Raw genomic sequence first — 24,239 nt, 5'->3', positions numbered from 1 at the left:
GAAAAATCACCGAGCGACAACTGTTACCAGTGACGTATCAATACGTGTACATGGGCAAGACGCCAGTAGGAAAGGAGGCCTCTACGGCTCCAGTCAATTTATCGAAAATATGTCCTTAAAAATATAATTCCAAGCCGAAGGTTGCTCATCACTCTAGCTGAACCACAGCGAAGCACCGACGCTGTGTCAATTTATGATAACTATTATGGAGGTCTTGCGAGTAGATACTTCAAAATTAATTCATAAAAATCATTGCCTTAGGTAACTCTCTCAACCTCGATAGTCTAAGGCATTCATTTTTTGAAGTCGCACACCGACAATGGATTCGCGGTCAGCACCGGCATTATTTCAACAAAGCGCGTCTTACTCGCGTAAGTCTCGATGGTTCAGATGTAGCCATAATCAGGAGCGAGCAGGTCTGATCTTCAGCGTAATCCCGCTCCTTCCTGAGCAACCGGTACGCTGCCCTCGTCCTCTTGCTGCACGCTTTGACTGAAGGATAATCCGGGATTGGCGAGTAGAGTGACCAATGGTGATCATAAAATTGGAACCGGAGGAAACCCGTCCAAATGTTGCTCTAAGTAACTAAGCTTGAAATCATGCAGTGCCAACTTCTAAAACATCTGCTTTGCGGAGCTTCAGCATGTGATTTTATAGAAGGTTTCGGGTCGCCAAGCTTACTTGAGAGCCCATTCAACACTATCGTACTCCGAGTCGCTTAACGTAGATTTTGCGAGTGTCAAATATACCTGTCTCTGGCCTGGACTATAAACCAGAGTTCCCACCAAGGAAACGTCTCCTTGAGAGGTAGGAAATGGAATGGAATAACCCTTTGCAATGTCTCGTATGAACTCTGCTTCGGAAGTACTAATCACGCCGAATCCGATACCCAACATCCAGTACGCCACTGCTACATCACGGGGGCGTGCAGAATCCGTCTCGAAGTGACTTAATATTTCTCCATGCTTCATTGTCTTTTTCCACAGAGGATTGATAATTCGGCTGAAGAAGTACGATCGGGCGAAACCTTGCGCTCCGTTTTCATTTCCATCCTGTAGCCAGTAGAACATCAAGAATTCGGCGGCGTTTGCCGAAGGCATGCTCTCGGTTGTAAGTCCAAAGAACCAGGTTTGCATTCTGGCGACTAAAGCTACCAAGCGCTCATTATTGACTTTTGCCTGGGTAGATGATGAACATTGAAGAGGAAACTGCGTGGTGAGTCTAGAGGCGGGGCTTCCCGCGTATTCAGCGAAAGCCGTCCAAGCCTTGTCCAGAAGGGTAAAGTTCGAGGTGGCCAATCGCTCGAGAAGAACAGGTGTATTGTGTCGCAGACAAACGCTCATCCGTGGTTTCCGCCAATCCAAACGCAGGGCTGGAGCGAGGCCCACAGCTAGATCAGACTTGAAGCACTTCGGGCAGTAATTGAGTGCCTCATAGTACGGCGTCATACCGGCGCTGAGGTTGCTTAAGCCGCCATTTTTTTTGGGGCTTTCGCAACCGGAGGGATTGGCGCTGCCATCGCGGTAAGAACTACTCTGTCGTGGCAGTGTGAATTTGGCAGAAATATAGAGTCGGTCAGCCAGGCTTACATGCTGCAGTATTTCAAGGTTCCCCCACTGCATATCGGGGTCTGAGCCTCCCCTACTGCAACAAGAAACCAGATGGCTCGCTAAGCTGTACCCAGTGCTGTGACTTAGATCCATAGCCTGCCTGGCGACCCAGGATGAGAAGGACTCGTTATCAACCACTGGGTGGTGATGCCGCAATTCGGTTTCCGGTGGTTTTGAGTGCGATAGCGCCAACGCTTGCGTGGTGCTGCAAGAACCTCTCCCCACATCCCTCCTACTGCGGCCTACGTTATCATCTCCCGCAAAACGTTCAACCACAACTGCGGCCTGGAGTACTTCTGCTTCAAATGTCTCGGACGGTATGGTTTGCCCACATGCTCCATGGCTAATCTCAAGATTGGTGGACTCTTCTTCAACACACGAAAACATAGGGAGAGACTGCTCGTCATCTACGACATTCAATGTGATCTCCTCCATGATCTTGTGAATCAGCGCTGTGACCGCAAGTCCTATGTACCCACCCGACCAATCATAAATAGAATCTAAACCGAGACCTTCAACACGACGAGGGGGGCACGGCGGCAAGACATGAAGCGCGACATCGATCATGAACCGGCCAAACTCCGAATAAGATTGCATCGGTTCGAGCTGTATCGTCCTACAGCCCAAAGACGCGTCCTTCAACGCAATCTTCAGCCATTCAACCGAGTTGGCAACGCCGAATATCACGATTCGCGCTGGCTGATTAATTCGCAGGAGTTGGAGAATCACCGCCGCGTTACCTGCCTGTGCACTCTCGTCAAAACCATAAATATCCGCGTCATGGACGATGAAGCATTCGTAGCTCCGTGCCTCCAGCACTGCAAGCTGCAGTGCATTCAGGCCCACTGTTGCTGACCCCGTCTTGGCATCAACAAGCGGCGGAATTCGCAAAGCTACATCCAGATTCGCCTTGAAATTACCTGGTTCAAAACTTGAAATCTCATCTATGGCTAACACATTCTGATCAACTGCACGCAACCGCAGGGCCAACTGGTTGGCCAAGGCAGTGGAGCCACATCCAGGGGAACCCACTACGAGCATTACTTCCCGCAATGCCTCCGCTGCACCTTTGCCAACCCCCTCACATTCTGAGGATTCTGCGGACGTACAAAACCGATAGCACTCGTTCAGAGCTTCTTCATTGCCAGAAGCTCCAGACCAATACGCATCGCTTTCATCGTGGATCAACGCTGACCTCCTGTCCCGCTGCCGCAGGTACGGTAATCGCGATTTTATTTCGTTGTGGGACTGAGGCGTAGTGCGGTCTTGGCATTTCAGTGAAGCGGTCTCCGCTGTCAAGAAAGCTAGACTGCACAGCTCGTTCGGTAATGCTGCAAAAACCGATGACGGGCAACATAACCTTTACCTCAACGCGCGCACTTAATCTGCAGGCGCACTGTTCAAAATCATCGTAGGTCGGGTCTCCAACCTATCCAGTGCCTCGTTGACACCCTGCATGGCATTCCACGCTTTCAAGATGCTATCTGCATTGACATATTCCTGGCCGCTCTCGACCTCCATCCGGCAAGCCTCCCTCAAAATCTCCACAACCGCCCGGCGCGAGCGATATTCCACCCGGATACGATCTACGACTGTTACCGTAATCGCAAAGTCATAAAGGTTCTTCAAAAAAGCCATGTTGACGACCGATTTCTGCAACAGCGGCATGTAGCACAGATATCCGTTCACGAAGGATTCTCCTTCGAAATCGTTATTCCAAGCGGTTAGCTCTGATTTTCGAAGGCTGAACCGACTCAAAAGTGTTGCATCCTCTCCATAAACTTCCCTAAGACCTTCAGCAGTTCCGCTCATAATCATATTCATCTGCCAAGCTGGCCCAGCAAGCCCCTTAATCGCGCCGTGCTCGCGATTGACCCGCTTGTCCGTGAGTGTCTGGCGAAGCAGTGGGGCTTCATCAATAAATACAGCTCGAACGTTATTCTCCCTTATCAGATTCTGAGCTAGCGCAACGTCGCGATATGACAGGTTAAGCGGTCGCTTGTAGAATTGCTTACCCACTTCCGCGAGGAAAAGCTTCATGATGCTTAGGTTCGCAATGTTCTCCACGAGATCGATGTAAATTATCTTGCCAGGCCATTTTGAATTCGGCTTGAAGCTTTGAGTCTGCCAGCGCTGACCTAATGACGATTTGCCGACGCCTGGATGCGCGATCAAGGACATACCGGCATTAGAGGTGCACCTAGGTAAAGCCACTAAGCGCTGAGCGTTGAGCTCCGCTGCCATCGCCGACGGATGCATAAGGAAAAGCTCTCTCATGCACGCAAGTGCCCGATCTTCGCGTGTTAGGTCTAAGAGCTCTTTGGTCTTTTCGGTAAGATGGTTCATAGGTCGTCATCTCCCATCATGGGGGGCGCAGGGCCACGTTGTACCGATGCTGAACCTCCATCTGATGTCGCCGCGGCGTTGCTGGCTCTGGGCTCTTCAGTGGTGGCAGAAGGCAAAGACTGAGAAGAGTTTGTGATCAAGCCTGGAGACAATGCATTCAACGCTCGTTCTTGGAGTGCACTAGATTCTTCGAGCCTTCTGAGCTCCCCATCTGTAATAAGAGTTCTCATCAACTTCCGCTGCGCATTGACATAGACTAACCCAAGAATCGTCAATTCATTCCTACGCTGGCCATACTTCCGCCTTACATCCCACTCCCACATCGTCTTAGGGATATTGCCATAGCCCTTATTGATCAATGCTATTTCTACCCACTTGCCCTCGTACTCAACCCAGGCGCGATGAATATTGTTATGGTCTATTTTAATCCTTACCTGCCTTCCCACCTGATTTTTATAAGGGCCAGCCGTGTAAAGTAATTCAGTTGTCAGTATTCCCTCACGCCGCACCGAAACGTGACGCTCATGAAGGATATCTATCCAAAAGTGCTCAGGATCCGCTAAAGTCCTCGGAACCTTTATGACGCCATCATGCACTCCGAAGCTTTTCAACCAGCGTTGATTGGAGGTAAGACGATCACCACCAGACCACTCATGCCAGATACAAATTTGAGTTATTATCAATATGAAAAGATCTGTGATGGAATACCTAGCCATGGCTTGTGGGTCTTCGCCACGTGCAATTTTTCGATTTGACGCAATAGCCCCGTTGAGTCTTTGCATGAATAGGGGGTTTATCTTTCCGAATCCACGCTCAACTTTACCGCCACTTTGAGGCCGCATTCTTCTCTGAGGAGTGATTCCGTGCTTATCAAGACCAGCCAGAACAGTTTTCGCGTTTAGATCCCTACCTCCGTCAACTCGGTAGTTCTCTCCCGCCCCATACTGCATCCAGACGAATGTTCCGGCCAACCCGTACTCTTCCAACAATGCGTCTTTGGGCTGGACGGCCATTAGCATTGCATCAGCTAATGTGTTTCTCGAAGGTGCACGATATGAAAGAGCGAACCCCAAAAATGAATCGGTATGATCATCCACAATCAGCGTTAAGTTTGGTCGCCCCAACCACTTTCCGGTTTCGGGGTCGATCGCATGGCAATCAAGTGGACTATTGTCTGCGTGAATTAACTGCAGGGCATGCGTAGTGACTGCTCCGTGCTCAAAGGTATTAAATTTATCGCGTGCAGCCTTTGAGCCTTTGTTGTTCGCTAACGCTTCGCGATCAGAAACACATTTTTTATAACGCCTTCTTATAGTCGCATCAGAAGGAGCAGCCTGGTTAAGATCGAAAAGCCGTGCTCGAGCACCATTAACCATTGCTTGCACCGTGCCCCCGGGGCCTACAGGATCTTCTTGGCTCGCTATAACCATGACGTCTTCAACTTCTTGGCTGAATCGGGTTGCGCCCTTGCGCCTACCTGGCTTACCCGGAACCAGACTCTCCCAATTGGGCCATTTGCGGTACCTAGCCAACAAATCATTGAGCACCGTGAGCTTCACCTTTAGCTCAGTCATGGCCCATTCTTTGTCAGTCTTGGTAATTTTTTCAGCTTTCTCAGCTTCATATAGAGGCTTGATGATTCGTTCCCGCATTCTTGCGGTGAGAATCTGATCGTCATCGTATCGGGATACAGGTTTAGACACTTCAGCCAGGAGGTGCTGTTGTGTGTCATGAGCAATAACTTCCGCCCGAATGCGCTCGCTAATATCTGAGGAGATTTTTAGGAGACTATCCCGATTCGCCTTCCATGGCGGTTCTATTTTTCCTGAGGATTGAATAAGGTAGCTATCAGTTTCGACGTCAAAGTCCAGCACGGTGAAAATCCCATCGCGCTCTTTCAGAAACACACTTTCCCCTACTACGTAGTCCATTATTAATGACTACACGCAGTGTCGGAATTTATGTTTTGATTCATCCTGTTTGGCGACGCCTTCAAGCCTCGATCGCACCACCTTCAGCGTAGGAGGTGCAAGACCTTTCAGCTCGCAAGCGTGGCACACGTGCCTCCAGCAATCGACCTTGGTATACGAGGGGAAATTCCAACGGTCAAATTCTTTCTGAATTATGTAAGTTTTCAGCGGCATGAGCCGGTAACTGGCAGAGGTCTCATCGATAATGCTGATGTACTCCTCAATTGGCGACTCATTCTGGCAAGCGCTAGGGGGAGATGTGATGCGGTCTTTATGATGAGCGAGCCGGAACTTCCTCACTTCCTCAGCCATGTGATCCTCGAAAAGGCGCCATCCCCTATCCAAGATATGCACCCGCGAAGGGCTTAGGGAAAAGCAATGCCCGTCCGACAGCCTGCAGAGCCTGACACTGTCACGCGGCGGCCGATGGATGCTAACAACCACCAGTAGTTCAGGGCCTAAGTCCGAGGTTGCGAAAGCTCCTACGTAGGTCATACATCCTCACCCTGTAAAAAATTTAACTGGAAGAATGATGTAGAGCATAGACAACGATGGTAAAGACACGCCACCGCTTGTCCAAATTACCGGAGATATGTAACTTATTGATTTATATAGGAGCAATTTCATTAATCTCCGTTTTTTTTGGAAAAATAAACGGTGATATCTGAAGGTTTTTATTTGGGACTTTATTTTTCAGGAGCTTACGAATCGGACGGGGGTATAAGGAAATGGACAATTTCTGTCGCCGGCATCACAAACCGGAAGTAATTCTCCGAATTTCAGGGATGTAATCATGCGAATCCGGATCGTCATGTCCGCTCGCTCCGTCAAGCGGTGTTCGATCGTGCACCGCAACGCATGCATAGTGATGGTTGGAGTGATGATGAAATTGATCAGCTTCGCTCTGCTTCACTTCACTGGTTACGAAACACGGCCGCGACTTTCGACGCGCCGTTTCGCGATATGAAAGACCTCCAGGCTGGTTTACGTAACAACAGCCTCAGCACGACACAAAACACCGACTACAACACTTTGGACGAACAACGAGCCCGCTCCGCGATCTCCACGTGTACCGTCCAGGATCCTGCTGGCCTTCATGTTTATCTGGAAAATGCTCTGTTCGACTAAGGTCAATGGTCGTGGCCCACCCCTATAGCCCCCTGCTGCGCCCTCTTCACGCTCACACCTGATCCATAGCCTCGACCACGCCCTGATCCTCACCCAGAAACCCGCCGCTTTGATGCTGCCACAGCCGCGCATAGATGCCGTTCTTCCCGAGCAATTCGGTGTGGGTTCCCTGTTCGATGATGCGTCCGCCGTCCATGACGATGAGCCGGTCCATGGCCGCAATTGTGGACAGCCGATGGGCGATGGCGATCACAGTTTTGCCCTGCATCATTTCATCGAGGCTTTCCTGTATGGCCACTTCGACTTCCGAGTCCAGCGCGCTGGTGGCCTCGTCAAGAAGCAGGATCGGGGCGTTCTTGAGCATCACCCGGGCAATCGCGACGCGTTGGCGCTGGCCGCCCGACAGCTTGATGCCGCGCTCACCCACAAGGGTGTCGTAACCGGTATGGCCTTGCCGGTCGCTCAGTTGACTGATGAACTCATCGGCCTGGGCATTGGCCGCGGCGCTGCGGATTTGCGCGTCGGTTGCATCGGGGCGGCCGTAGGCGATGTTGTCGCGAATGGAACGGTGCAGCAGGGAGGTATCCTGCGTGACCATGCCGATGGCGCCGCGCAGGCTGTCTTGCGTCACTTGTGCGATGTTTTGGCCATCGATGCGAATCTCCCCGCTGTCGACGTCATAAAAGCGCAGCAGCAAGTTGATAAGCGTGGATTTGCCAGCGCCAGAGCGGCCCACCAGGCCGATTTTTTCGCCCGGACGGATGTGCAGGCTCAGGCCATCGAGCACCTGGCGTTCGCCACTGTAGTTGAAGCTCACCTTATCGAAGGTGACCGCCCCTCCGGAGGTCACCAGGACACCAGCGTCCGGCGCATCCTGCACCTTTGGGCCGCGGGTAAGGGTTGCCATGCCATCCTGCACGGTGCCTATGCTCTCGAACAGCGAGGTCATTTGCCACATGATCCAGTGCGACATGCCATTGATACGCAACGCCATGGCGGTGATGGCCGCCACGGCACCTGCGCCGACCTCACCCTGGTGCCATAGCCACAGGGCATAACCCCCTGCTGCCATGATCAATGCCACCACCAATGCCTGATTGACGATCTCGAACTGGCTGACCAGGCGCATCTGGCGAAAGCCGGTTTGTTTGAAATCCTCCATCGCTGCACGCGCGAAATGCGCTTCACGATTGGAGTGGGAGAACAGCTTCACCGTAGTGATGTTCGTGTAGGCATCCGAGATACGCCCGGTCATCATCGACCGCGCATTGGCCTGTTCCTGCCCGACTTTCCCCAAGCGGGGCACGAAGTACCACATGGCCAGCCCGAACAACACGACCCAAGCAACGAAAGGCAGCATCAGTTTCAGGGCGAAGCCGCCGGCCAGTGCGATGATCGCGATGAAATACACCCCGATCCCGGGGGCGATCTCGATCAGGGTGAATAGCATGTCGCGCACCGCTAGCGCAGTCTGCATCACCTTGGTAGTGACCCGGCCGGAAAACTCATCAGAAAAAAACGAAAGGCTTTGCCGCAGCATCAGGCGATGGAAGTCCCAGCGCAGTCGCAACGGCAAGTTAATCGCCAATATCTGGTGCTGCACCATAGTGCGCAACGCGACTAGCCCGACGCTGGTCACCATGACGATGCCCATGCCCCACAACACGCGACTTTCCTGCGCAGCCGCTTCACCGCCTGCCTGCCAGGTCGAGAGCAGGTCCACGACCTGCCCGAGGAAGGAAAACAGCCAGGCTTCGTAAATCGACACACCGGCACTGAGCAGCGCAAACGCAAGGATGTAACCGCGGGCTCCCCGCGTGCAGGCCCACAGGAAGCGAGCCAGGCCGTCGGGTGGCGGTGGTACCTCGTCAGGAGGAAAGGGGTCGAGCCTTCGTTCAAACGCACGAAGCATGGTGTTCTCCAAAAACGATCAAGTTGAGGAGATTCTGCCATTGAATGGTTGCTTTGAGGGTGTTGCGAAGTTTGAGGTATGGCGCTTAGGCAGGTCGCTCTGAGGATTGGGTTGCCGGGGCACACTCGCCCGAGCGCTGGCCCTGGCCGCGCTCGAGGCGTCATCGCAGACTATTCTTGATCTGGGTAACCGACCGGTCGCACCGAAGGAGGTCACTCGTTTGAGCACTGTGTCCTTTTCGAAATCCGCCGCGGTTCGATCTGATGCATGAAGGCAAATCGATCCGCGCCGTCATCGAGTTCCGATGAACTACCGGGTCTGGGGCGCGGCCCCAGGCATTTTTGTCTGACACCCTGAAACGGAGACGCCAGCATGAGTACCTTGCAACTTCACCCTTCACTGGACAATGGTATCCAACCCGCCGCCGCGAATTTCACAGGTGGCACCCTGCAATGCCTGTGTGCGACCGACAAGGTCGAGGTCAAGATCGACGCACAAACTCTGCATAACCACGCGTGCGGCTGCAGCAAATGCTGGAAACCACAAAACGCGACATTCGCCGTTATCGCCGTGGTGCCTCGAGATAAGGTCAGCGTCATTGCCCACGGCGAAAAACTGGCGATTGTCGACGAATCCGCCACCATCCAACGCCACGCCTGCAAGCAGTGTCACGCCCATCTCTTTGGGCGCATCGAGAACAAGGACCATGCGTTTTATGGCCTGGACTTCGTCCACACCGAGCTTTCGCCACAGAGCGGATGGGCTGCGCCAGGATTCGCGGCGTTCGTGTCCTCCATCATCGAAACCGGCACACCGCCAGCGCAAATGAAGTCTATCCGCGAGCGCTTGCGCTCGATCGGCCTGGAACCCTATGACTGCCTGTCCCCGGAGTTGATGGACGCCATGGCGACTCATGTCGCCAAACAGAAAGGCCTGCTCCCCGCCGCCTGATTGATCGGTCGCCGCGGTTTCTTTTCCGGACCGCGGTTGGATCTCGTGAGCAAGGCCGCTATGTGTTTTTGCACATCGGGCGGCCTGAACGACACTTCCACACTTCGGTGGGATGTTTCCTAATAGCAGTCCCCAAGTGAAGCTTGCCGCGTCTAGATCATGTGGCGAGCACCCGGAAGCAACACCAACCCGCCAGCTACACTCATTCGATACATTTGCGCATCGAGACTTCTACCATGGCGACCAAAACCGCAATCGTATTCGCTGGCGGCGGCAGTTTGGGTGCGGTGCAGGTGGGTATGTTGCGGGCCTTGGTCGAGGCCAATGTTCGATTCGACATGGTGGTGGGCGCTTCGGTAGGCGCAATCAACGGTGCCTACTTTGCCGCAAGGCCCGATTCCGCTGGCGTCGAGGCGCTTGCCGGATTCTGGCGCGGGTTGAGTAAAACGGACATCTTTCCGCTCTCCTGGCTCGATACCTGTAGAGGGCTGCTCAAGCGGCGTGGTTTTCTGTTGCAGCCGGCGGCCTTGCACCGATTGCTGGGTCAGGCACTGCCCATTCATCGCATTGAGGATGCGGCGCTGCCCCTACACATTGTCACCACCGACCTGCTCAGTGGCGCCGAGACGGTGCTGTCCAGTGGCGAACTTGAGCAGGCGTTACTGGCCAGCGCTGCCATCCCGTTGGTGTTCCCCTGCGTACAAATCGCCGATCGGTTCCTGGTTGACGGCGGCGTGGCAAGCAATACACCTATTTCGACTGCCGTAGCCTTGGGAGCCACCAACGTCGTGGTCATTCCCACCGGGGTCAGCTGCGCCCTGACACAACCGCCCCGAGGCCTGGTCGCCTTGGCCCTGCACACCGTCAATCTGATGAGCATGCGCCAACTGGTGAGCGACATCGAACACTTCCGCACGCTCACCAGCCTGCACATTGTCCCGCCCTTGTGTCCTGTGGATGTCTCGGTGTTCAACTTTGACCAGACCGAGTCTTTGCTGCAGCGTGCCTATGAGCAGACCCTCCGGTGGCTGGAACATGGGGGGCTCGAACGCACCAAGGTACCGGGAGCCCTGACCATCCATTCGCATGCCCATGAGCATTGAGAAAAAACATCGGGTGTCACTGGACGAGCAACTTCACCCGATGAAACGGTCGACGGTAATTAGCTACTTTGATGGCTCAACCCATTTCATTGATGCAGACCACTTTGGGCTGCGTCATGTCCTCATAAGCAAACCGGACACCTTCTCGCCCCAGACTTCCGTACTTGAAGCCACCGAAAGGCATGGCATCAAAACGATAATCGGAAGAGTCATTGATCATCACGCCACCGGCTTCAATTTGCCGCGCCAATTTCAAGGCCTTGGAAAGATCACGTGTGAAGAGTCCGGCATGCAAGCTGTACTCCGGAGCGTTGGCCAGAACAACAGCATCATCCAGGTGGTCAAAAGGCTCCAGGATGACAACTGGCGCGAAGACTTCCTGCTGCCAGATCCGACTGTTATGGCTTACCCGCTCCAGCACGGTCGGCGCATAGCTTCCCACTTCGCGATGATGTCCGCACAGAAGAACGGCCCCCTCGGCCAGTGATTCATTTACCAATTGTTCGGTACGACGGGCCGCCTGTTCCGTAATCATCGGGCCTACATCCGTTGCTCGCTGGTCAGGATCACCCACTACCAAGGCACGCGTTTGGCTGACAAAACGCTCACGGAAGTCCTCATAAATTGAACTATGTACAAGGATGCGTTGAGTGCCGATGCAATTCTGCCCTGCTGCCCAAAAGGCGCCAGACACGCAGGACTCAACAGTCGGTTCGATATCGCAATCTTCAAGCACGAGAACCGGGGCATTTCCTCCCAGATCCATGGCCAGCTTCTTCAACCCTGCACTACGAGCAATGGCCTCACCCGTGGCAAAACCGCCCGTAAAGGAAATCATCCGAACTTCACGAACCTCCACCAATGCTTTACCCAGATCGACGCCTCCGGTCGCCGGGGTTACCACAGACGGAGGCAGACCTGCTTCCACCAGGCACTCAACCAGCTTGAGAGCAGACAACGGTGCGAGCTCTGAGGGCTTCAGGATCACAGCATTACCACCGGCGATGGCCGGGCCAAGTTTATGGGCGACCAGGTTCAGCGGATCGTTGTAGGGAGTGATCGCGACGATAAGCCCCAACGGTTCTCGAGTGAACCAGCCTTGGCGCGATTCGGAGCCTTCATATGCCTCAAATGGAATCACTTCCCCGGCGTTACGACGAGCCTCTTCCGCCGATAGCTTCAGCGTGTTCACACAACGCTTCACTTCCTTCTCTGCTTGTCGCAGCGTCTTCCCCGCCTCTGCAACAATGAGTTTGGCAAACGCTTCAGCCTCAAGCTCTACACGCCGGGCCGCCTCCTCAAGGATGCGTGCACGGAGGTGACGAGGCATTGCCGCACTCTCGCGCACGCCGATTCGCGCACGTTCCAGCAAGCCAGGAACTGCGGCTGCATCGAGGCAAGGGACGCTTCCCACCAGGCGACCATCGAATGGACTGAACACATCAATCTGTTTGGCTTCAACAAGCTGGATACTGGCCATGCTGGATACGCTCATGACTATCTCCTGTTATTTGCCGTGGGTGGTGTGGATGGCGACGATGTCCGACAGCAATGCGAAGGCCGTCTCGATGCGCCCTGCCCCAGGCCCGGACACCGTGACAGCTCCCAGCAGTTCGGTATTGAATGACACTGCATTCGTAGCACCGCTGATTCCGGCAAGAGGATGTGAATTCGACAGTAAGCGAGCTTCCACACTCGCTCGAACCGAGCCATCTGCTTCACGATCGGCTGAGCCAATCAGTTTCCAGCTCGCGCCATTGGCACTTGCCTGGGCAATATCTTGCGCGCTGATATTGCTGATACCCGAGCACGCTACATCGCTGACATTCAGTCGTGCGTTGAGCAGTTCGTTGGCCAGGATCACCACCTTGAGGCGTACGTCAAACCCTTCCACATCGGCGGTTGGATCTGCCTCGGCGTAGCCGAGCTGTTGCGCTTGTACGACGGCATCGTTGAACGCCAGGCCGTCTTTCATCTGGGTGAGCACGTAGTTGGAAGTGCCGTTCAGGATGCCTTCGAAGCCTTGCACGTTGGCACCCGCCAAGGCCTGCTTGGCCAGACGAATCACGGGGGTGCCACTCATCACCGCCCCCTCGTATTCGAAAGCGACCTGGTTGCGACGGGCCAACGCCTTGAGCTCCGCATCGTGCAGCGCAATAGGCCCCTTATTGGTAGTCACTACATGAATGCCGCTTTCCAAGGCCCAGCGGCAAAAGGTAGAGGCGGGCTCGCCATCCACCGGATTGGTGAAAGTGGCTTCAGCGATGATGTCTGCACCGGAATGCTTGATCACGGTTTCGTTGAAGGCCTCAGCATTGCCGCCGGGCAGTTGAGCGAATGCGCCCTTCTCAACCGGCAGCGCCACCAACTGCTTTGCATCCAGACCGTCTTTGGCAACGATTGAGCCGAGGAACAGATCGGTGACACCGACAATTTTAATAGTGAAGCCGAGGGCCTCTTTCCACTCGGCATTACGATCGGCGACCAATTGGGCGAAACCACGGTTCACGCCACCAAACCCTACCAAGGCAATTTTGTACTCAGTCATAACCGCTGTTCCTATATTGATGTTGTTCGATAGGAACATCCTAAGAGGCGGGCTTTGGCAGTTGAATATGGCAGAGTGCTGTATTAATTGGGCGTTTTGCCCAAGCACGAAGTTGTCTGCGAAATTGCACTTCACATGATCACCCTCTTGCATTCGACCTGACCTGCACGCTTCGTACCCAGGATCGGCAAAGAATTGCCCATTGCCGCCGGTAGCGGCGACAGGCAGAAAGCAGCCAAAAGCAGGCATTGATGATGGCGTGGATCAACTGTTGGAGGTGGTCAGTCACCAACGAGACCTTCGCCAACCAACACAGGATCTGTTCGCGGAGGCCCTAACCTCTGTAGCGGAGAGCGTTGGCTACAAGTGCGAAGGCTGGCAAGGACTGCCTCCGGCTCGGGTAGTAAAGGTGATATCCCGGAAACGTCGGCGCCCAATCCTCAAGAACACGGATCAACCGGCCATCCTCGACGTATGCCTGGACAACATCCTCCGGCGCATAAGCCAGCCCATACCCTTCCAATGCAGCGGACATTGTCTGGGATGAGGTATTGAAGATCATCTGCCCGGGCACCTGAACATGCAGCGCTTTACCGGCTTTGGAAAACTCCCAGGCATACAGACCACCATGGGTGGGTAAACGCAGGTTCGCGCAGTTATGGGTGGTCAGATCCTGGGGGACTTGTGGCTTTGCGCGTTGGGCAAAGTACCCCGGCGCGCCCACCACAGCCATACGAAAGTCAGGGGAAATCCTCACTGCGATCATGTCCTTTGCCACTTGATCGCCTATCCGCACCCCCGCGTCATAACGTTCAGCGACGATATCGATCAACCCGTAGCCGATGTTGATCTCCAGGGTGAGGTCGGGATATTCCGGCAGCAACCTGGACAGTTTCGGCCAGAGAATGGTGGATGCGGCATGGTCGTGGGACGTTATCCGAATAGTCCCTGATGGCTTGTCGCGCAGCTCCCCCAACGCGGCGACTTCGGCTTCTATTCCCTCGTAGTAAGGCACGAGGCTGACGAGCAAACGCTCGCCGGCTTCGGTCGGCGAGGCACCGCGTGTGGTGCGGGTAAGCAAGCGGATTCCGAGGCGCTCTTCAAGACTGCGGATGCTATGGCTGATAGCGGACTGGGACACACCCAGATGGGCCGCGGCCCTGGTGAAACTGCGCTCGCGCGCGACGGTGATAAACACCGAAAGGCTGTTGAAATCGTACTGTTCCATTATGAATTTATCTCATACCGGTTATCTCAGTATGCCACTTCTTGAATGACTCAGATCTTTTTAAAGTAGCTGCATCCCCCAATAACCCAACAGCTTGAGGGTTGGGTTTCCAATACCCTCAAAGGAGATGGATGATGCAAAAGCGCAAAATCGGCAGCAACGGCCTCGAAGTTTCAGCCATTGGTCTTGGCTGCATGGGCCTGACATTCGGCTATGGCCCCGCCACCGACAAAGCGGACGCGATCAAACTCATCAGGGCTGCCTTTGAGCGGGGTGTCACCCTTTTCGACTCGGCCGAAGCCTATGGGCAAGTCAACGAAGAAATGGTGGGCGAAGCCGTTCAGCCATTTCGCGACCAGATCGTCATCGCGACAAAATTCGGTTTCAAGGACGGCAATCCCGTCGCAGGGCTGGACAGTCGGCCTGTGCGCATCCGCCAGGTGGCGGAAGAGTCACTCAAGCGCCTGAAGACCGACTGCATTGACCTGTTTTACCAACATCGCGTCGATCCTGATGTCCCCATGGAAGATGTTGCCGGGGCCGTGCGCGACCTCATCAAGGAAGGCAAGGTCAAATACTTTGGCATGTGTGAAGCCGGCGTAGACGCTATCCGTCGCGCCCATGCGGTGCAGCCGCTGTCGGCGCTTCAGAGCGAGTATTCGATGTTTACCCGTGAGCCTGAACTGGAAATTATTCCAACCCTCGAAGCGCTCGGGATTGGTTTCATTCCCTTCAGCCCGCTGGGCAAGGGTTTCCTGACCGGGAAAATTGATGCCGGCACAACCTTCTCCAGCGGTGATGTACGGAACAATCTGCCTCGTTTTGCTGACGGTGCCCGCGAGGCTAACCACCATCTCGTCGCCCTGATCGGTGAAATTGCCCAGCGCAAACAAGCGACCCCGGCCCAAATTGCACTGGCCTGGCTACTGGCACAAAAACCGTGGATTGCACCTATCCCCGGCACCACCAAGCTGCATCGCCTGGAAGAGAACGTAGGCGGAGCAACCGTGGAACTGACCGCAGAAGACCTTCGTGAACTTGGTGAGGTTCTGGCCAAGGTGCCTGTACAAGGTGAGCGCTATAACGCGCAGATGATGAAAACCATCAACCGCTAAGCGTTCCTTATCGTCTGACGGTGTTCCTTTCAGAGGGCGCCGTTAAGCCCTCGCGTTCCCATTCTTCACTTGCACGAGCGATCAATCACTATGAAATCAGACGAAGGAAACTTCGCCGTCCCGGCATTTGCACGTTACATCCAGGACGTGCTTTTGGAAGAGATATGGCAGCGTCCGCAGCTCCTGCCCCGGGATCGCAGCATCGTGACTATTGCCGCCTTGATTGCACGACATCAGCCAGCCGAAATGGCTCGCCAGTTCGATTTGGCGTTGAACAATGGCATTACGCCCACCGAACTGAGTGAAGTCATCACTCATTTGGCGTTTTATTCAGGCTGGGGCAATGCCACGTTGGCGGCATCCATCGCCAAAGACGTGTTTGAGGCCCGAGGGATCCCGCCAACCGCATTGTCGGATGCACAAGACAACATGCTCCCGGTCGACGAAGCCTTTGAGCAGATGCGCGTCGCTGCGGTAGAACAGATGATCGGCCCCGCTTTCGAAGCACTCGCAGGCTATACCACTTCGGTACTGTTCCATGACCTGTGGCTGCGCCCGACACTAACTCCCCGTGATCGCAGTCTGGTCACGGTCGCAGCCCTGGTTGCAGTGGGGCAAGCCGCTCAAATTCCCTTTCACGTGAATAAAGCCTTGGACAATGGCCTGACCCAAATTCAGGCCGCTGAAGTCATTACGCATCTGGCCTTCTACACCGGCTGGCCGAACGCAATGTCGGCGGCTGCAATCGCCAAAGGCATATTCGAAAAGCGCTCCGAGTAAGTCGCTAGGCAAATCCGGCGCTGTACGTCGAATCGGCGGCCGTGAATCGGTCGTTTCGCGTTAGCTAAGTGCTCCTCTACATCCAGGGTAAAAACATGCAAAGCACCAAATCAGAAGAGCGGCACATCATCTGCGAGCTTCGCTGCGATGATTGCAACATCGAGCGGGTCAAAGCGTTGATCCTGCGATTTGTCGAACCGGCAAGAGCAGAACCCGGTTGCCTGTATTACGACCTCTATCAGAGCTTCGAGGCACCCAATACGTTTTACATTATCGATGGCTGGACAAACCAGCAGGCTGTCGAAGAGCACGCTGGCAACCGGCATGTCGCCAGCGTTATGGATGAGCTACGTCCACTGCTCACTTTCGGCCCCGTCATTACCCTCAATGCTCGTGTAAGTGACTGAGGTCAATCGGCTGGTTGCACTTATGGGAAGCGCCAACGGTTATGCGCTTCAGATTTCACTAAGAACGGTTTTTGAGTGATGTTCGCTTAGGGTCGTTCTCTGACGGTCAAGACTACGAAGCGTGCTGGTCAAGTCCGATACAAATGGCTGGTCAGGTCAGTGCAATTACTCAGTTGTCAAAACACCGCAGAAAGGACGAACGATGTCACGGTGTTTTCCACCCCTGGCATGGCCGCGATTTCCTTCCATACGAGATGGACGCGTTCAGGTGTGGCGGCATTCACACGCAGCATTAAATCGAACTCACCACTGAGTACTTCACATTGCACGACTTCGGGAATGGAGCGCAGCGCAGTCAGTACTTCTTCGCCACGCATGCGGTCGTAGCGGTAGACAAAGATCACCGCGCTGATAAGCGACGTAGGTCGCCGCGACTCGCCGAGAAGTACCGTATAGCCCTGGATCGCACCATCGCGCTCAAGACGCTCGATGCGCTGGCGCACCGCATTGCGCGACAAGTTGATCTTGGCACCCAGTTCGATATGGGCTATTCGCGCATTGGCGGTAAGTTCGGCCAGTATGCGTTCGTCCAACGGATCCAGAATGCGCTTCATGCAAGCCTCTGCTGCGCCAGACGAAGAGCTTGGCAAAGACCGTCCAGATCGCCTTTGGCCAGGTACGGTGGTTGCGCACGCACCTCGACATTGCTCGGAACACTTGCTTGCCAGACGCCCAGTTCGGCCAACAGCGCCGCTGACTTTGCCGGCGCAATTTGCCCGAAGGTGACCATCGGCGCGCCTAGGCTGCGTCGATGGAGCCTGCCGGCCAGTACACCGACAGCGGTGTGAGGATCGATGGCCGAGCCTGTCTCTCGGAACAGCTCGACTACTTCATCACGCACCTGGGATTCGTGTACGGCATAGGAATCGAAGAGTACTCGAGCACGCAGCCATTGCTGGTTGCCGATGCTCATTTCTCCGCAACCTTCAAAATGCTCCATCAGTGCTTTTGTTGAGCAGCCATCGTGCTCGTAAATCTCCCAGATAAACCGCTCCAGGTTGGAAAACAACGAGAAGTCCATCGCCGGCGACACGGTTCTATTAGTCATCCGGGTAGAGTAGCGATTGCAATGAAAAAACTGGTGCAGGGCATCATTGCTGTTGGTGGAGATGATCACCTGATTGATGGGTAATCCCATTTTCTGCGCAATGTAACCGGCGTAGATTTCGGCCGAGCTGGCAGCTGGAACACTAAAGCCAACGGGACGCGAGCCACCGCCCAGTTGCAAGGCCGCGTGGAAGTAAAAAACGATCTGGGCCAGGACGCCGATCCAATTGGTCGAGTTGAAACAGACCGGCAACACTCCGTCCAACGGCCACTCACGCAAGAGTCGGGAGACCAGCGTCTGGCAATCATCGAAATTACCGTCAACCGGAAACAGCTGAACCCGCAGGGGGTCGGCTGCCTGCAAGGCACTGAGTTGCTCAGGCGCAAGCCCGTCGCGCGGATACAGTATCGCCATGCGGGCGGCCGGGCAGTTAGCAAAGGCTTCAAGCGCCGCGACGCCGGTATCACCGTTAGTTGCACCGACCACCAACGCTTCTTTACCGACCTCCTGCAGGAAATGCTCAACCAGGCGCGACTGCAATTGCGCGGCGAAATCCTTGGAAGAACCGGTCGGGCCATGAAACAGCTGGAGTATCCACTCGTTGTGCCCGATTTGCTCAAGCGGCGTAATAGCGCGGTGCTTGAATTGTTGATAGCTGTCACTGAGCAAGGCACGCAGGGTGCTTTCGTCTATGGAAGAGCCAACAAAAGGCGAAATCACTCGCCAAACCAATTCATCAAACGGCAGCCACGACCAACTGGCAATCTGTTTCTCGGTGAAGACAGGCAAACTGGCCGGGACATAGAGACCACCATTTTCGGCGAGCCCCGACAGAACCACACTGCGAAAATCAGCACGCATGTCGCGGCCGCGAGTGCTTACATAATCCATGGCAACTCCAAATCAGTTTTACAAAAGGCGATGGGCTTGAGCCACCAGCCAGGTAGAAAAATTTGCGGCATCAGGTGATAGCACTTCGTTCTGTTCGTGCACCAGATAAAAGGATTCGCTTGCCTCGATTCGGTAATTGAATGGCGCAACCAATTGCCCACTCTTAAGCAAATCCTCGACCACGGAAGACCGTGCCAGCGCAACGCCCTGTCCCAATTCGGCCATGCGGATAGTGGAAATAAGCGTGTCAAACTGAAGACCACGGGAGTAGTCGACGTCGTGTGCTCCAACTCGCTTCAACCAGTAACCCCAACCTTCTTCGTACCCCAACACATGAAGCAGTGAATGGTTCATCAAGTCGCGAGGCTCATGTATGGGTGAGCTGGCCATGAGCTTTGGGGAGCAAACAGGCTGAAGGATGTCCCAAGTCAATCGCTGAGCGTGCAAGCCCGACCACTCACCGCATCCCCAGCGAATCTCCAGGTCATCCTCGCCGTCCGGTTCTTTCACCCAAATATTGCTGATACATCGAATATCAATCTGGGGATACTCCCGACAAAAATCTGCGAGCCGGGGGGCCAACCAATAGTGAAGAAAGGAAAGACTCCCGCGCACCTTCAAATGTCTTCGATTGTGCTGGCCGAAAATCTCGTTTGTGCCGACTGCCAGGCGACTGATCGCGTCTTGTACGACAGGCAGGTACGACTGCCCTTCCTCGGTCAAGCCAAGCCCTCGAGGTAAGCGCTTGAACAGCGCCACACCGAGGTGACTTTCTAACTGACGGATCTGCTGACTCACGGCCCCTTGAGTCAGATGGAGTTCTTCCGCCGCGTGGGTAAAGTTTAAACAACGCGCCGATACTTCGAATGCCCTCAACCAGTTCAAGGGTGGTAGTGACTTTTGACTCATCGGCGCAACCTCATCAGGGCTTTAACTATGCTCAATCATTGCCTGAGAAATTCACGCAGTGCCAGAGGAATGAACAGCGGCGGCTAAAGCCAATCGCTCTGCTCTCTTGTTTCGAGTGACCCAGTAGACGAAATAACACCACGCGATAAAGGGGAGTCCGAAGTAAAGCGCCACTCGCTGCTCAGGATCAAAAGCGATACCCACACAGGCCAGCAAGCAACACAACAGTGCACCGATAGGCACCCATGGATAGCCGCGCACACGGAAATGCAGGTCTTCAACTCGTCCGCCATTAGCAACGTATTGACGACGGAACGCGATCTGGCTGGCAGCAATGCTCATCCACACGACTACGACCGCCAGACCGGAAATGGACACCAAGGCCAAGTAAACCGTATCAGGGGCAAACACACTGCTGAGCAGAGAGGCCACTGCGCCCGCCATACTAAGCACGATGGCGTTCACCGGTGTGCCACGACTGGAGAGCCTGGCGTAGCGCTTAGGCATATGTCCTTGATCGCTCAATGTCCACAGCATGCGCGATGCTGCATACAGCCCCGAGTTAGCGGCGGAAATCAGTGCCGTGAGAATGACGAAGTTCATAATGTCGGCAGAGTATGGGATGCCAATCAGCTCAAACACCATCACGAACGGACTTTCTACGAGCCCCGCTTGCTCTCGTGGCAGTAACGTCGCAAGGACGAAAATGGTCCCCACGAAGAACAGCGCCAAACGTACCACTGTCGTGCGGATTGCCTTGGGCACGCTAGTTTGTGGATCTTGCGCTTCACCTGCCGCAATCCCGATCAGCTCAGTTCCGGAAAATGCGAAGGAAACAGCCAGGAGGGTCATTGCAATGGGTAAAAACCCGGTGGGGAAAAGCCCCTCACGTGTGAAGTTGGAAAGTCCCGCACCCTGCAAACTCTGTACTTGAATAAGACCGAAAATTGCCGCTCCGCCGATCACAATGAATGTGATAACGGTCAGAACCTTAATCAGCGAAAGCCAAAATTCAGTCTCCGCAAACAACCGAACAGAGACAACGTTGCTTGAGAAAACCGCGATGGCAAATAGCGCGCTCCAAATCCAGACGGGTGTATCAGGAAACCACCGAACCATCAGGATGCCCGCAGCTGTAAATTCTGAACCGATAGCTACCGCCCAAGTGAGCCAGTAAAGCCAGGCCACTGTATAGCCTGTGCCTGGACCCAGGTATCGCGTTGCGTAACTACTGAAAGATCCGGTTTCCGGCATCTGGACAGCCAACTCACCGAGACAGACCATGACTAAATACACCATCACTGCACCGATGATGTAAGCGATCACTGCACCGAGTGGCCCTGCCTGATTGACCGTGTAACCGGAGGTAAGGAATAACCCCGTACCTATCACACCGCCCAGTGCCAACATAACAATGTGGCGTGTTTGCATTTCCTTTTTGAAATGCGAGTTTGGATCGGGCTGATTATCTTCGATATGCGTGGACATAGTTTTATTCTCATGAAATGTTCGGACAAACGCCTTGTAACCGACTTCTGGGCAGTACAATTTTGTCGTCGCTGGATTTTATTATTTTCATTCTTCATGAAGGGCTTAAGATGAATATCGAAAGTCCAGTCCGTCTTCAGGCTCCTACCTCAATGAAACGTTGGGCACTCTCAGCGTTAAGGTTTACATCACCGTGTTTACTTCGCACTAAAGCAAAGGCTTGTTTTAGGTCAGCCAATAGATCTGCTGAATCTTCAATACCTACGGACACTCGAACCAAACCTTCGGAGATTCCAAGTGCCTGACGTTCTTCCAAGGTGTTTTCCACGTGACTGGTCGTCCGAGCCGGCCCATAGATGGTCTCGACGGCTCCCAAATTACCCGCCCGATGCGCATATCTGAGCAGCGGCAGCAAACGAGTCACCGTGTCCATGCCTCCTTTCAGCACGAAGCTGACGATGGCTCCGAATCCGTTCATTTGCGAACCAGCGATGTCATGACCTGGATGTTGAGGCAACCCCGGATAGTTCACCGACTCGACCAGCGGCTCGGTACAGAGGTACTCGGCCAAAAGCTTCGCGCTCGCCTGTTGCTGGCGAACACGCAGGGCCAGAGTCTTGATGCCTCGGATGATTAGATACGCCGAAAAAGGATCCAGCGAGGCACCATTGATTTCGCGGTAATGGCGAACTTTAGACATCAGATGCTCGGCGCCGCAAACTACGCCACCGAGCACATCACCATGACCGGACAGGAATTTGGTCGCGCTATGCACAACCACATCAACGCCCAAGGCGAGCGGATTCTGATTCAGTGGCGTCGCAAATGTATTGTCCGCAACAACCAAAGCGCCCACTCGCTTCGCCGCTGCCACAAGGCGCCGAATATCAACGATTTTCAGCGTTGGGTTCGTGGGTGTTTCCAGGTACAGAACGCTGCAGCCTTTAGCGATCTCTTGCTCAAGTGCCACAGTGTCGAGCGTATCGCAAAGGGTTACCTCCACACCCATGCGCGGAAGAAACTCCTCGAAAATCTTGTTCGTACCGCCGTAGCTGTCACGTGTAGATATCACACGCTGACCATAGGACAGGAAGGTGTGTAGTACACCGCTGATTGCAGCCATTCCGGTACTGAAAGCTACAGCCGACTCTGCGTTTTCGAGCTCACAGAGTTTATCTTCCAAGACGCAGACGGTGGGATTGCTCATGCGGCTGTAAATGAAGCCGGGCTCCTTTCCCAATGCCACGTCATACCACTTATCGATATCGTCATAGCCATAGGCGGCACTGACCACGATAGGTGTCTGGGTCGCATTGTAGGGATGTTGAACCTGTTCTCCTCCCCATACGACTCGAGTCCCCATCCCAACCTCTGAAGCCTGGACGGCGCGTTTCTTATTTTCCATAAAATTGTCTCGCATCAAGGGAAACACAACCGTGTTCCAAGTGGGCTTGGGACGACTATATGGAAAGCTCATGCTTGTGAAAAATCATGATATCCGGGAGTAAGGGGGGCTTTTTTTAATGGCTGGGTGTCGGGTGCCCTGACCATCCATTCACATGGCCATCAGCATTGAGTGAAGTAAGTTACCGATAACAGATACCCTCTTTGCCGCGCGCCCTTCCCCGCTACACGTGCTGCCATCTGCCATCAATCGAATAGCTTCTCTGACTGCCCGGCAGGCAGCATATGGAACTGCTAGTGTTAATCCGCATGCCGTCAAAGTCCCTGCAGTCGGGTGGGTGTGAGCCGCCGTTTTGTTCGTGACCGAGTGCTACGCCTGCCGCTGCAGTTCGTTGGCAGTGGTGTAACCCAAGATCTTCCTAATCCATCGAATGGCGCTTAATCCAGGAGAAAAATCATGGCGAAGGTACTGGTTCTCTATTACTCAATGTACGGTCACCTCGAAACGATGGCTGGCGCAGTGGCCGAAGGCGCACGATCCGTACCCGGCGCAGACGTGACGCTCAAGCGTGTCGCTGAAACCATCCCGGCCGAACAGGCAGCAGCCATCGGCGTCAAACTTGACCAGAAGGCACCGGTGGCGACACCTGATGAGCTGGGCAATTACGATGCCATCATCTTTGGTACACCGACGCGCTTCGGCAATATGGCGGGACAGATGCGCACGTTTCTCGACCAGACCGGCGGACTGTGGATGAGCGGCGCGCTGGTCGGGAAAATCGGCAGTGTCTTTGCATCGACCGGCACCCAGCACGGTGGCCAGGAAACCACTATTACGTCGTTTCACAGCACACTCTTGCATCAAGGGATGGTCATCGTGGGTGTGCCTTACACCTGCGCAGGGCTGACCAACATGAGCGAGATCACCGGCGGTACGCCCTATGGCGCGACCACCCTGGCAGGCGCTGACGGTAAACGGCAACCGTCACAAAATGAGCTGGATATTGCGCGTTTCCAGGGTAAACACGTTGCTGAGCTTGCAATAAAGATTGCGGGTTAACGCAAGCACCTAAATGGGCGCGTGTTGCAGGACAGGAGTCGAGCTTCACTGGCCTGTGTAGTACCGTGGCGGATTTCACCACCGCGCTGCTGATGCTCGCTGGTTGTTTGGCAATTCCAGAGAAAGCCTTGTGCGTCGGGAGTCCTTGAAGACGACGTAAGCGTTTTTGGATTCAGAGGAGCGACGTTCTAGTGGGGTCGCTCCTCATCCCTTCAGTCAAACCTGACATCGCCCATAAGTTAAATGATGTGTCTGAGCGGTACTTTTACAAGAGCTCCGCT

The 24,239-nt window shown here is 54.3% G+C and carries 18 protein-coding genes and 1 pseudogene; 7 read left to right on the top strand and 12 right to left on the bottom strand.

Annotated elements, in window-relative coordinates; translation table 11 throughout:
- Positions 1-677: 677 nt before the first annotated feature.
- The 3 genes from AC1RO5_RS09645 to AC1RO5_RS09635 all read right to left on the bottom strand — a co-directional run bounded on the left by AC1RO5_RS09645 (position 678) and on the right by AC1RO5_RS09635 (position 5,887).
- Entirely contained in the window at positions 678-2,798 is a 2,121-nt protein-coding gene (locus tag AC1RO5_RS09645) for a TniQ family protein (RefSeq protein ID WP_493174696.1), read from the bottom strand.
- A 192-nt stretch (positions 2,799-2,990) separates the two neighbouring features.
- Entirely contained in the window at positions 2,991-3,956 is a 966-nt protein-coding gene (locus tag AC1RO5_RS09640; protein ID WP_493174695.1) for a TniB family NTP-binding protein, read from the bottom strand.
- Complete coding sequence (locus tag AC1RO5_RS09635; RefSeq protein ID WP_493174694.1) at positions 3,953-5,887, bottom strand: TnsB C-terminal domain-containing protein; 1,935 nt, start codon at positions 5,885-5,887, stop codon at positions 3,953-3,955. Before AC1RO5_RS09635 ends, AC1RO5_RS09640 begins: the two co-directional genes overlap by 4 nt.
- Positions 5,888-6,733: 846 nt before the next feature.
- Between AC1RO5_RS09635 and AC1RO5_RS09630 the strand changes: the two are divergent.
- Positions 6,734-7,054: pseudogene (locus AC1RO5_RS09630) on the top strand (hypothetical protein); the annotation flags it as partial.
- A 52-nt stretch (positions 7,055-7,106) separates the two neighbouring features.
- Here the strand turns inward: AC1RO5_RS09630 and AC1RO5_RS09625 are convergent.
- Positions 7,107-8,966 (bottom strand): ABC transporter ATP-binding protein, encoded by a 1,860-nt coding sequence (locus AC1RO5_RS09625; protein ID WP_493174693.1) that lies wholly within the window; start codon positions 8,964-8,966, stop codon positions 7,107-7,109.
- Between the two features lie 372 nt (positions 8,967-9,338).
- Here AC1RO5_RS09625 and gfa point away from each other — a divergent pair, with 372 nt between their 5' ends.
- Together gfa and AC1RO5_RS09615 are read left to right on the top strand one after the other, a co-directional pair.
- Complete coding sequence (gfa, locus tag AC1RO5_RS09620; RefSeq protein ID WP_493174692.1) at positions 9,339-9,917, top strand: S-(hydroxymethyl)glutathione synthase; 579 nt, start codon at positions 9,339-9,341, stop codon at positions 9,915-9,917.
- A 236-nt stretch (positions 9,918-10,153) separates the two neighbouring features.
- Complete coding sequence (locus AC1RO5_RS09615) at positions 10,154-11,020, top strand: patatin-like phospholipase family protein (protein ID WP_493174691.1); 867 nt, start codon at positions 10,154-10,156, stop codon at positions 11,018-11,020.
- Positions 11,021-11,096: 76 nt separating this feature from the next.
- Here the strand turns inward: AC1RO5_RS09615 and AC1RO5_RS09610 are convergent, their stop codons facing one another.
- From AC1RO5_RS09610 to AC1RO5_RS09600, 3 genes are all read right to left on the bottom strand, one after another.
- Positions 11,097-12,515, bottom strand: coding sequence for an aldehyde dehydrogenase family protein (locus tag AC1RO5_RS09610; RefSeq protein WP_493174690.1), 1,419 nt, complete (start codon positions 12,513-12,515; stop codon positions 11,097-11,099).
- 12 nt (positions 12,516-12,527) lie between these two features.
- Positions 12,528-13,568 carry a homoserine dehydrogenase gene (locus AC1RO5_RS09605; RefSeq protein WP_493174774.1) on the bottom strand — a complete coding sequence of 347 codons (1,041 nt, stop codon included), beginning with the start codon at positions 13,566-13,568 and terminating at the stop codon, positions 12,528-12,530.
- Positions 13,569-13,902: 334 nt separating this feature from the next.
- A complete protein-coding gene (locus AC1RO5_RS09600) occupies positions 13,903-14,796 on the bottom strand; it encodes a LysR family transcriptional regulator (protein WP_493174689.1) in 894 nt (297 codons plus the stop codon).
- Between the two features lie 134 nt (positions 14,797-14,930).
- Here AC1RO5_RS09600 and AC1RO5_RS09595 point away from each other — a divergent pair, with 134 nt between their 5' ends.
- From AC1RO5_RS09595 to AC1RO5_RS09585, 3 genes are all read left to right on the top strand, one after another.
- Complete coding sequence (locus AC1RO5_RS09595; protein WP_493174688.1) at positions 14,931-15,911, top strand: aldo/keto reductase; 981 nt, start codon at positions 14,931-14,933, stop codon at positions 15,909-15,911.
- A gap of 90 nt (positions 15,912-16,001) precedes the next feature.
- Complete coding sequence (locus tag AC1RO5_RS09590) at positions 16,002-16,691, top strand: carboxymuconolactone decarboxylase family protein (RefSeq protein WP_493174687.1); 690 nt, start codon at positions 16,002-16,004, stop codon at positions 16,689-16,691.
- 95 nt (positions 16,692-16,786) lie between these two features.
- Positions 16,787-17,098: a putative quinol monooxygenase gene (locus tag AC1RO5_RS09585; protein ID WP_493174686.1), complete on the top strand. Its 312-nt coding sequence runs from the start codon at positions 16,787-16,789 to the stop codon at positions 17,096-17,098.
- 176 nt (positions 17,099-17,274) lie between these two features.
- Here AC1RO5_RS09585 and AC1RO5_RS09580 read toward each other — a convergent pair whose 3' ends face one another.
- The 5 genes from AC1RO5_RS09580 to AC1RO5_RS09560 all read right to left on the bottom strand — a co-directional run bounded on the left by AC1RO5_RS09580 (position 17,275) and on the right by AC1RO5_RS09560 (position 22,899).
- Positions 17,275-17,712, bottom strand: coding sequence for an Lrp/AsnC family transcriptional regulator (locus AC1RO5_RS09580; RefSeq protein WP_018925939.1), 438 nt, complete (start codon positions 17,710-17,712; stop codon positions 17,275-17,277).
- Positions 17,709-19,097 carry a threonine synthase gene (gene thrC / locus AC1RO5_RS09575; protein WP_493174685.1) on the bottom strand — a complete coding sequence of 463 codons (1,389 nt, stop codon included), beginning with the start codon at positions 19,095-19,097 and terminating at the stop codon, positions 17,709-17,711. The genes AC1RO5_RS09580 and thrC overlap by 4 nt, the downstream gene beginning before the upstream one ends.
- A gap of 18 nt (positions 19,098-19,115) precedes the next feature.
- Positions 19,116-20,006, bottom strand: coding sequence for a LysR substrate-binding domain-containing protein (locus tag AC1RO5_RS09570; RefSeq protein WP_493174684.1), 891 nt, complete (start codon positions 20,004-20,006; stop codon positions 19,116-19,118).
- Between the two features lie 51 nt (positions 20,007-20,057).
- Complete coding sequence (locus AC1RO5_RS09565; protein ID WP_493174683.1) at positions 20,058-21,494, bottom strand: amino acid permease; 1,437 nt, start codon at positions 21,492-21,494, stop codon at positions 20,058-20,060.
- A gap of 136 nt (positions 21,495-21,630) precedes the next feature.
- Positions 21,631-22,899 carry a cystathionine gamma-synthase family protein gene (locus AC1RO5_RS09560; protein ID WP_493174682.1) on the bottom strand — a complete coding sequence of 423 codons (1,269 nt, stop codon included), beginning with the start codon at positions 22,897-22,899 and terminating at the stop codon, positions 21,631-21,633.
- A 456-nt stretch (positions 22,900-23,355) separates the two neighbouring features.
- Here AC1RO5_RS09560 and wrbA point away from each other — a divergent pair, with 456 nt between their 5' ends.
- Positions 23,356-23,958 carry an NAD(P)H:quinone oxidoreductase gene (wrbA, locus tag AC1RO5_RS09555; protein WP_007938311.1) on the top strand — a complete coding sequence of 201 codons (603 nt, stop codon included), beginning with the start codon at positions 23,356-23,358 and terminating at the stop codon, positions 23,956-23,958.
- The last annotated feature ends 281 nt before the right edge of the window (positions 23,959-24,239 follow it).

It is taken from the genome of Pseudomonas sp. GW822-FHT02G04 (assembly GCF_058802085.1).
This window is presented reverse-complemented; position numbering and strand designations above follow the sequence as displayed.

Coding starts and splice junctions, on each gene's coding strand:
- AC1RO5_RS09640 (WP_493174695.1), bottom strand. CDS start 3,956: ATGAACCATCTTACCGAAAAGACCAAAGAGCTCTTAGACCTAACACGC.
- AC1RO5_RS09635 (WP_493174694.1), bottom strand. CDS start 5,887: ATGGACTACGTAGTAGGGGAAAGTGTGTTTCTGAAAGAGCGCGATGGG.
- AC1RO5_RS09625 (WP_493174693.1), bottom strand. CDS start 8,966: ATGCTTCGTGCGTTTGAACGAAGGCTCGACCCCTTTCCTCCTGACGAG.
- gfa (WP_493174692.1), top strand. CDS start 9,339: ATGAGTACCTTGCAACTTCACCCTTCACTGGACAATGGTATCCAACCC.
- AC1RO5_RS09615 (WP_493174691.1), top strand. CDS start 10,154: ATGGCGACCAAAACCGCAATCGTATTCGCTGGCGGCGGCAGTTTGGGT.
- AC1RO5_RS09610 (WP_493174690.1), bottom strand. CDS start 12,515: ATGAGCGTATCCAGCATGGCCAGTATCCAGCTTGTTGAAGCCAAACAG.
- AC1RO5_RS09605 (WP_493174774.1), bottom strand. CDS start 13,568: ATGACTGAGTACAAAATTGCCTTGGTAGGGTTTGGTGGCGTGAACCGT.
- AC1RO5_RS09600 (WP_493174689.1), bottom strand. CDS start 14,796: ATGGAACAGTACGATTTCAACAGCCTTTCGGTGTTTATCACCGTCGCG.
- AC1RO5_RS09595 (WP_493174688.1), top strand. CDS start 14,931: ATGCAAAAGCGCAAAATCGGCAGCAACGGCCTCGAAGTTTCAGCCATT.
- AC1RO5_RS09590 (WP_493174687.1), top strand. CDS start 16,002: ATGAAATCAGACGAAGGAAACTTCGCCGTCCCGGCATTTGCACGTTAC.
- AC1RO5_RS09585 (WP_493174686.1), top strand. CDS start 16,787: ATGCAAAGCACCAAATCAGAAGAGCGGCACATCATCTGCGAGCTTCGC.
- AC1RO5_RS09580 (WP_018925939.1), bottom strand. CDS start 17,712: ATGAAGCGCATTCTGGATCCGTTGGACGAACGCATACTGGCCGAACTT.
- thrC (WP_493174685.1), bottom strand. CDS start 19,097: ATGGATTATGTAAGCACTCGCGGCCGCGACATGCGTGCTGATTTTCGC.
- AC1RO5_RS09570 (WP_493174684.1), bottom strand. CDS start 20,006: ATGAGTCAAAAGTCACTACCACCCTTGAACTGGTTGAGGGCATTCGAA.
- AC1RO5_RS09565 (WP_493174683.1), bottom strand. CDS start 21,494: ATGTCCACGCATATCGAAGATAATCAGCCCGATCCAAACTCGCATTTC.
- AC1RO5_RS09560 (WP_493174682.1), bottom strand. CDS start 22,899: ATGGAAAATAAGAAACGCGCCGTCCAGGCTTCAGAGGTTGGGATGGGG.
- wrbA (WP_007938311.1), top strand. CDS start 23,356: ATGGCGAAGGTACTGGTTCTCTATTACTCAATGTACGGTCACCTCGAA.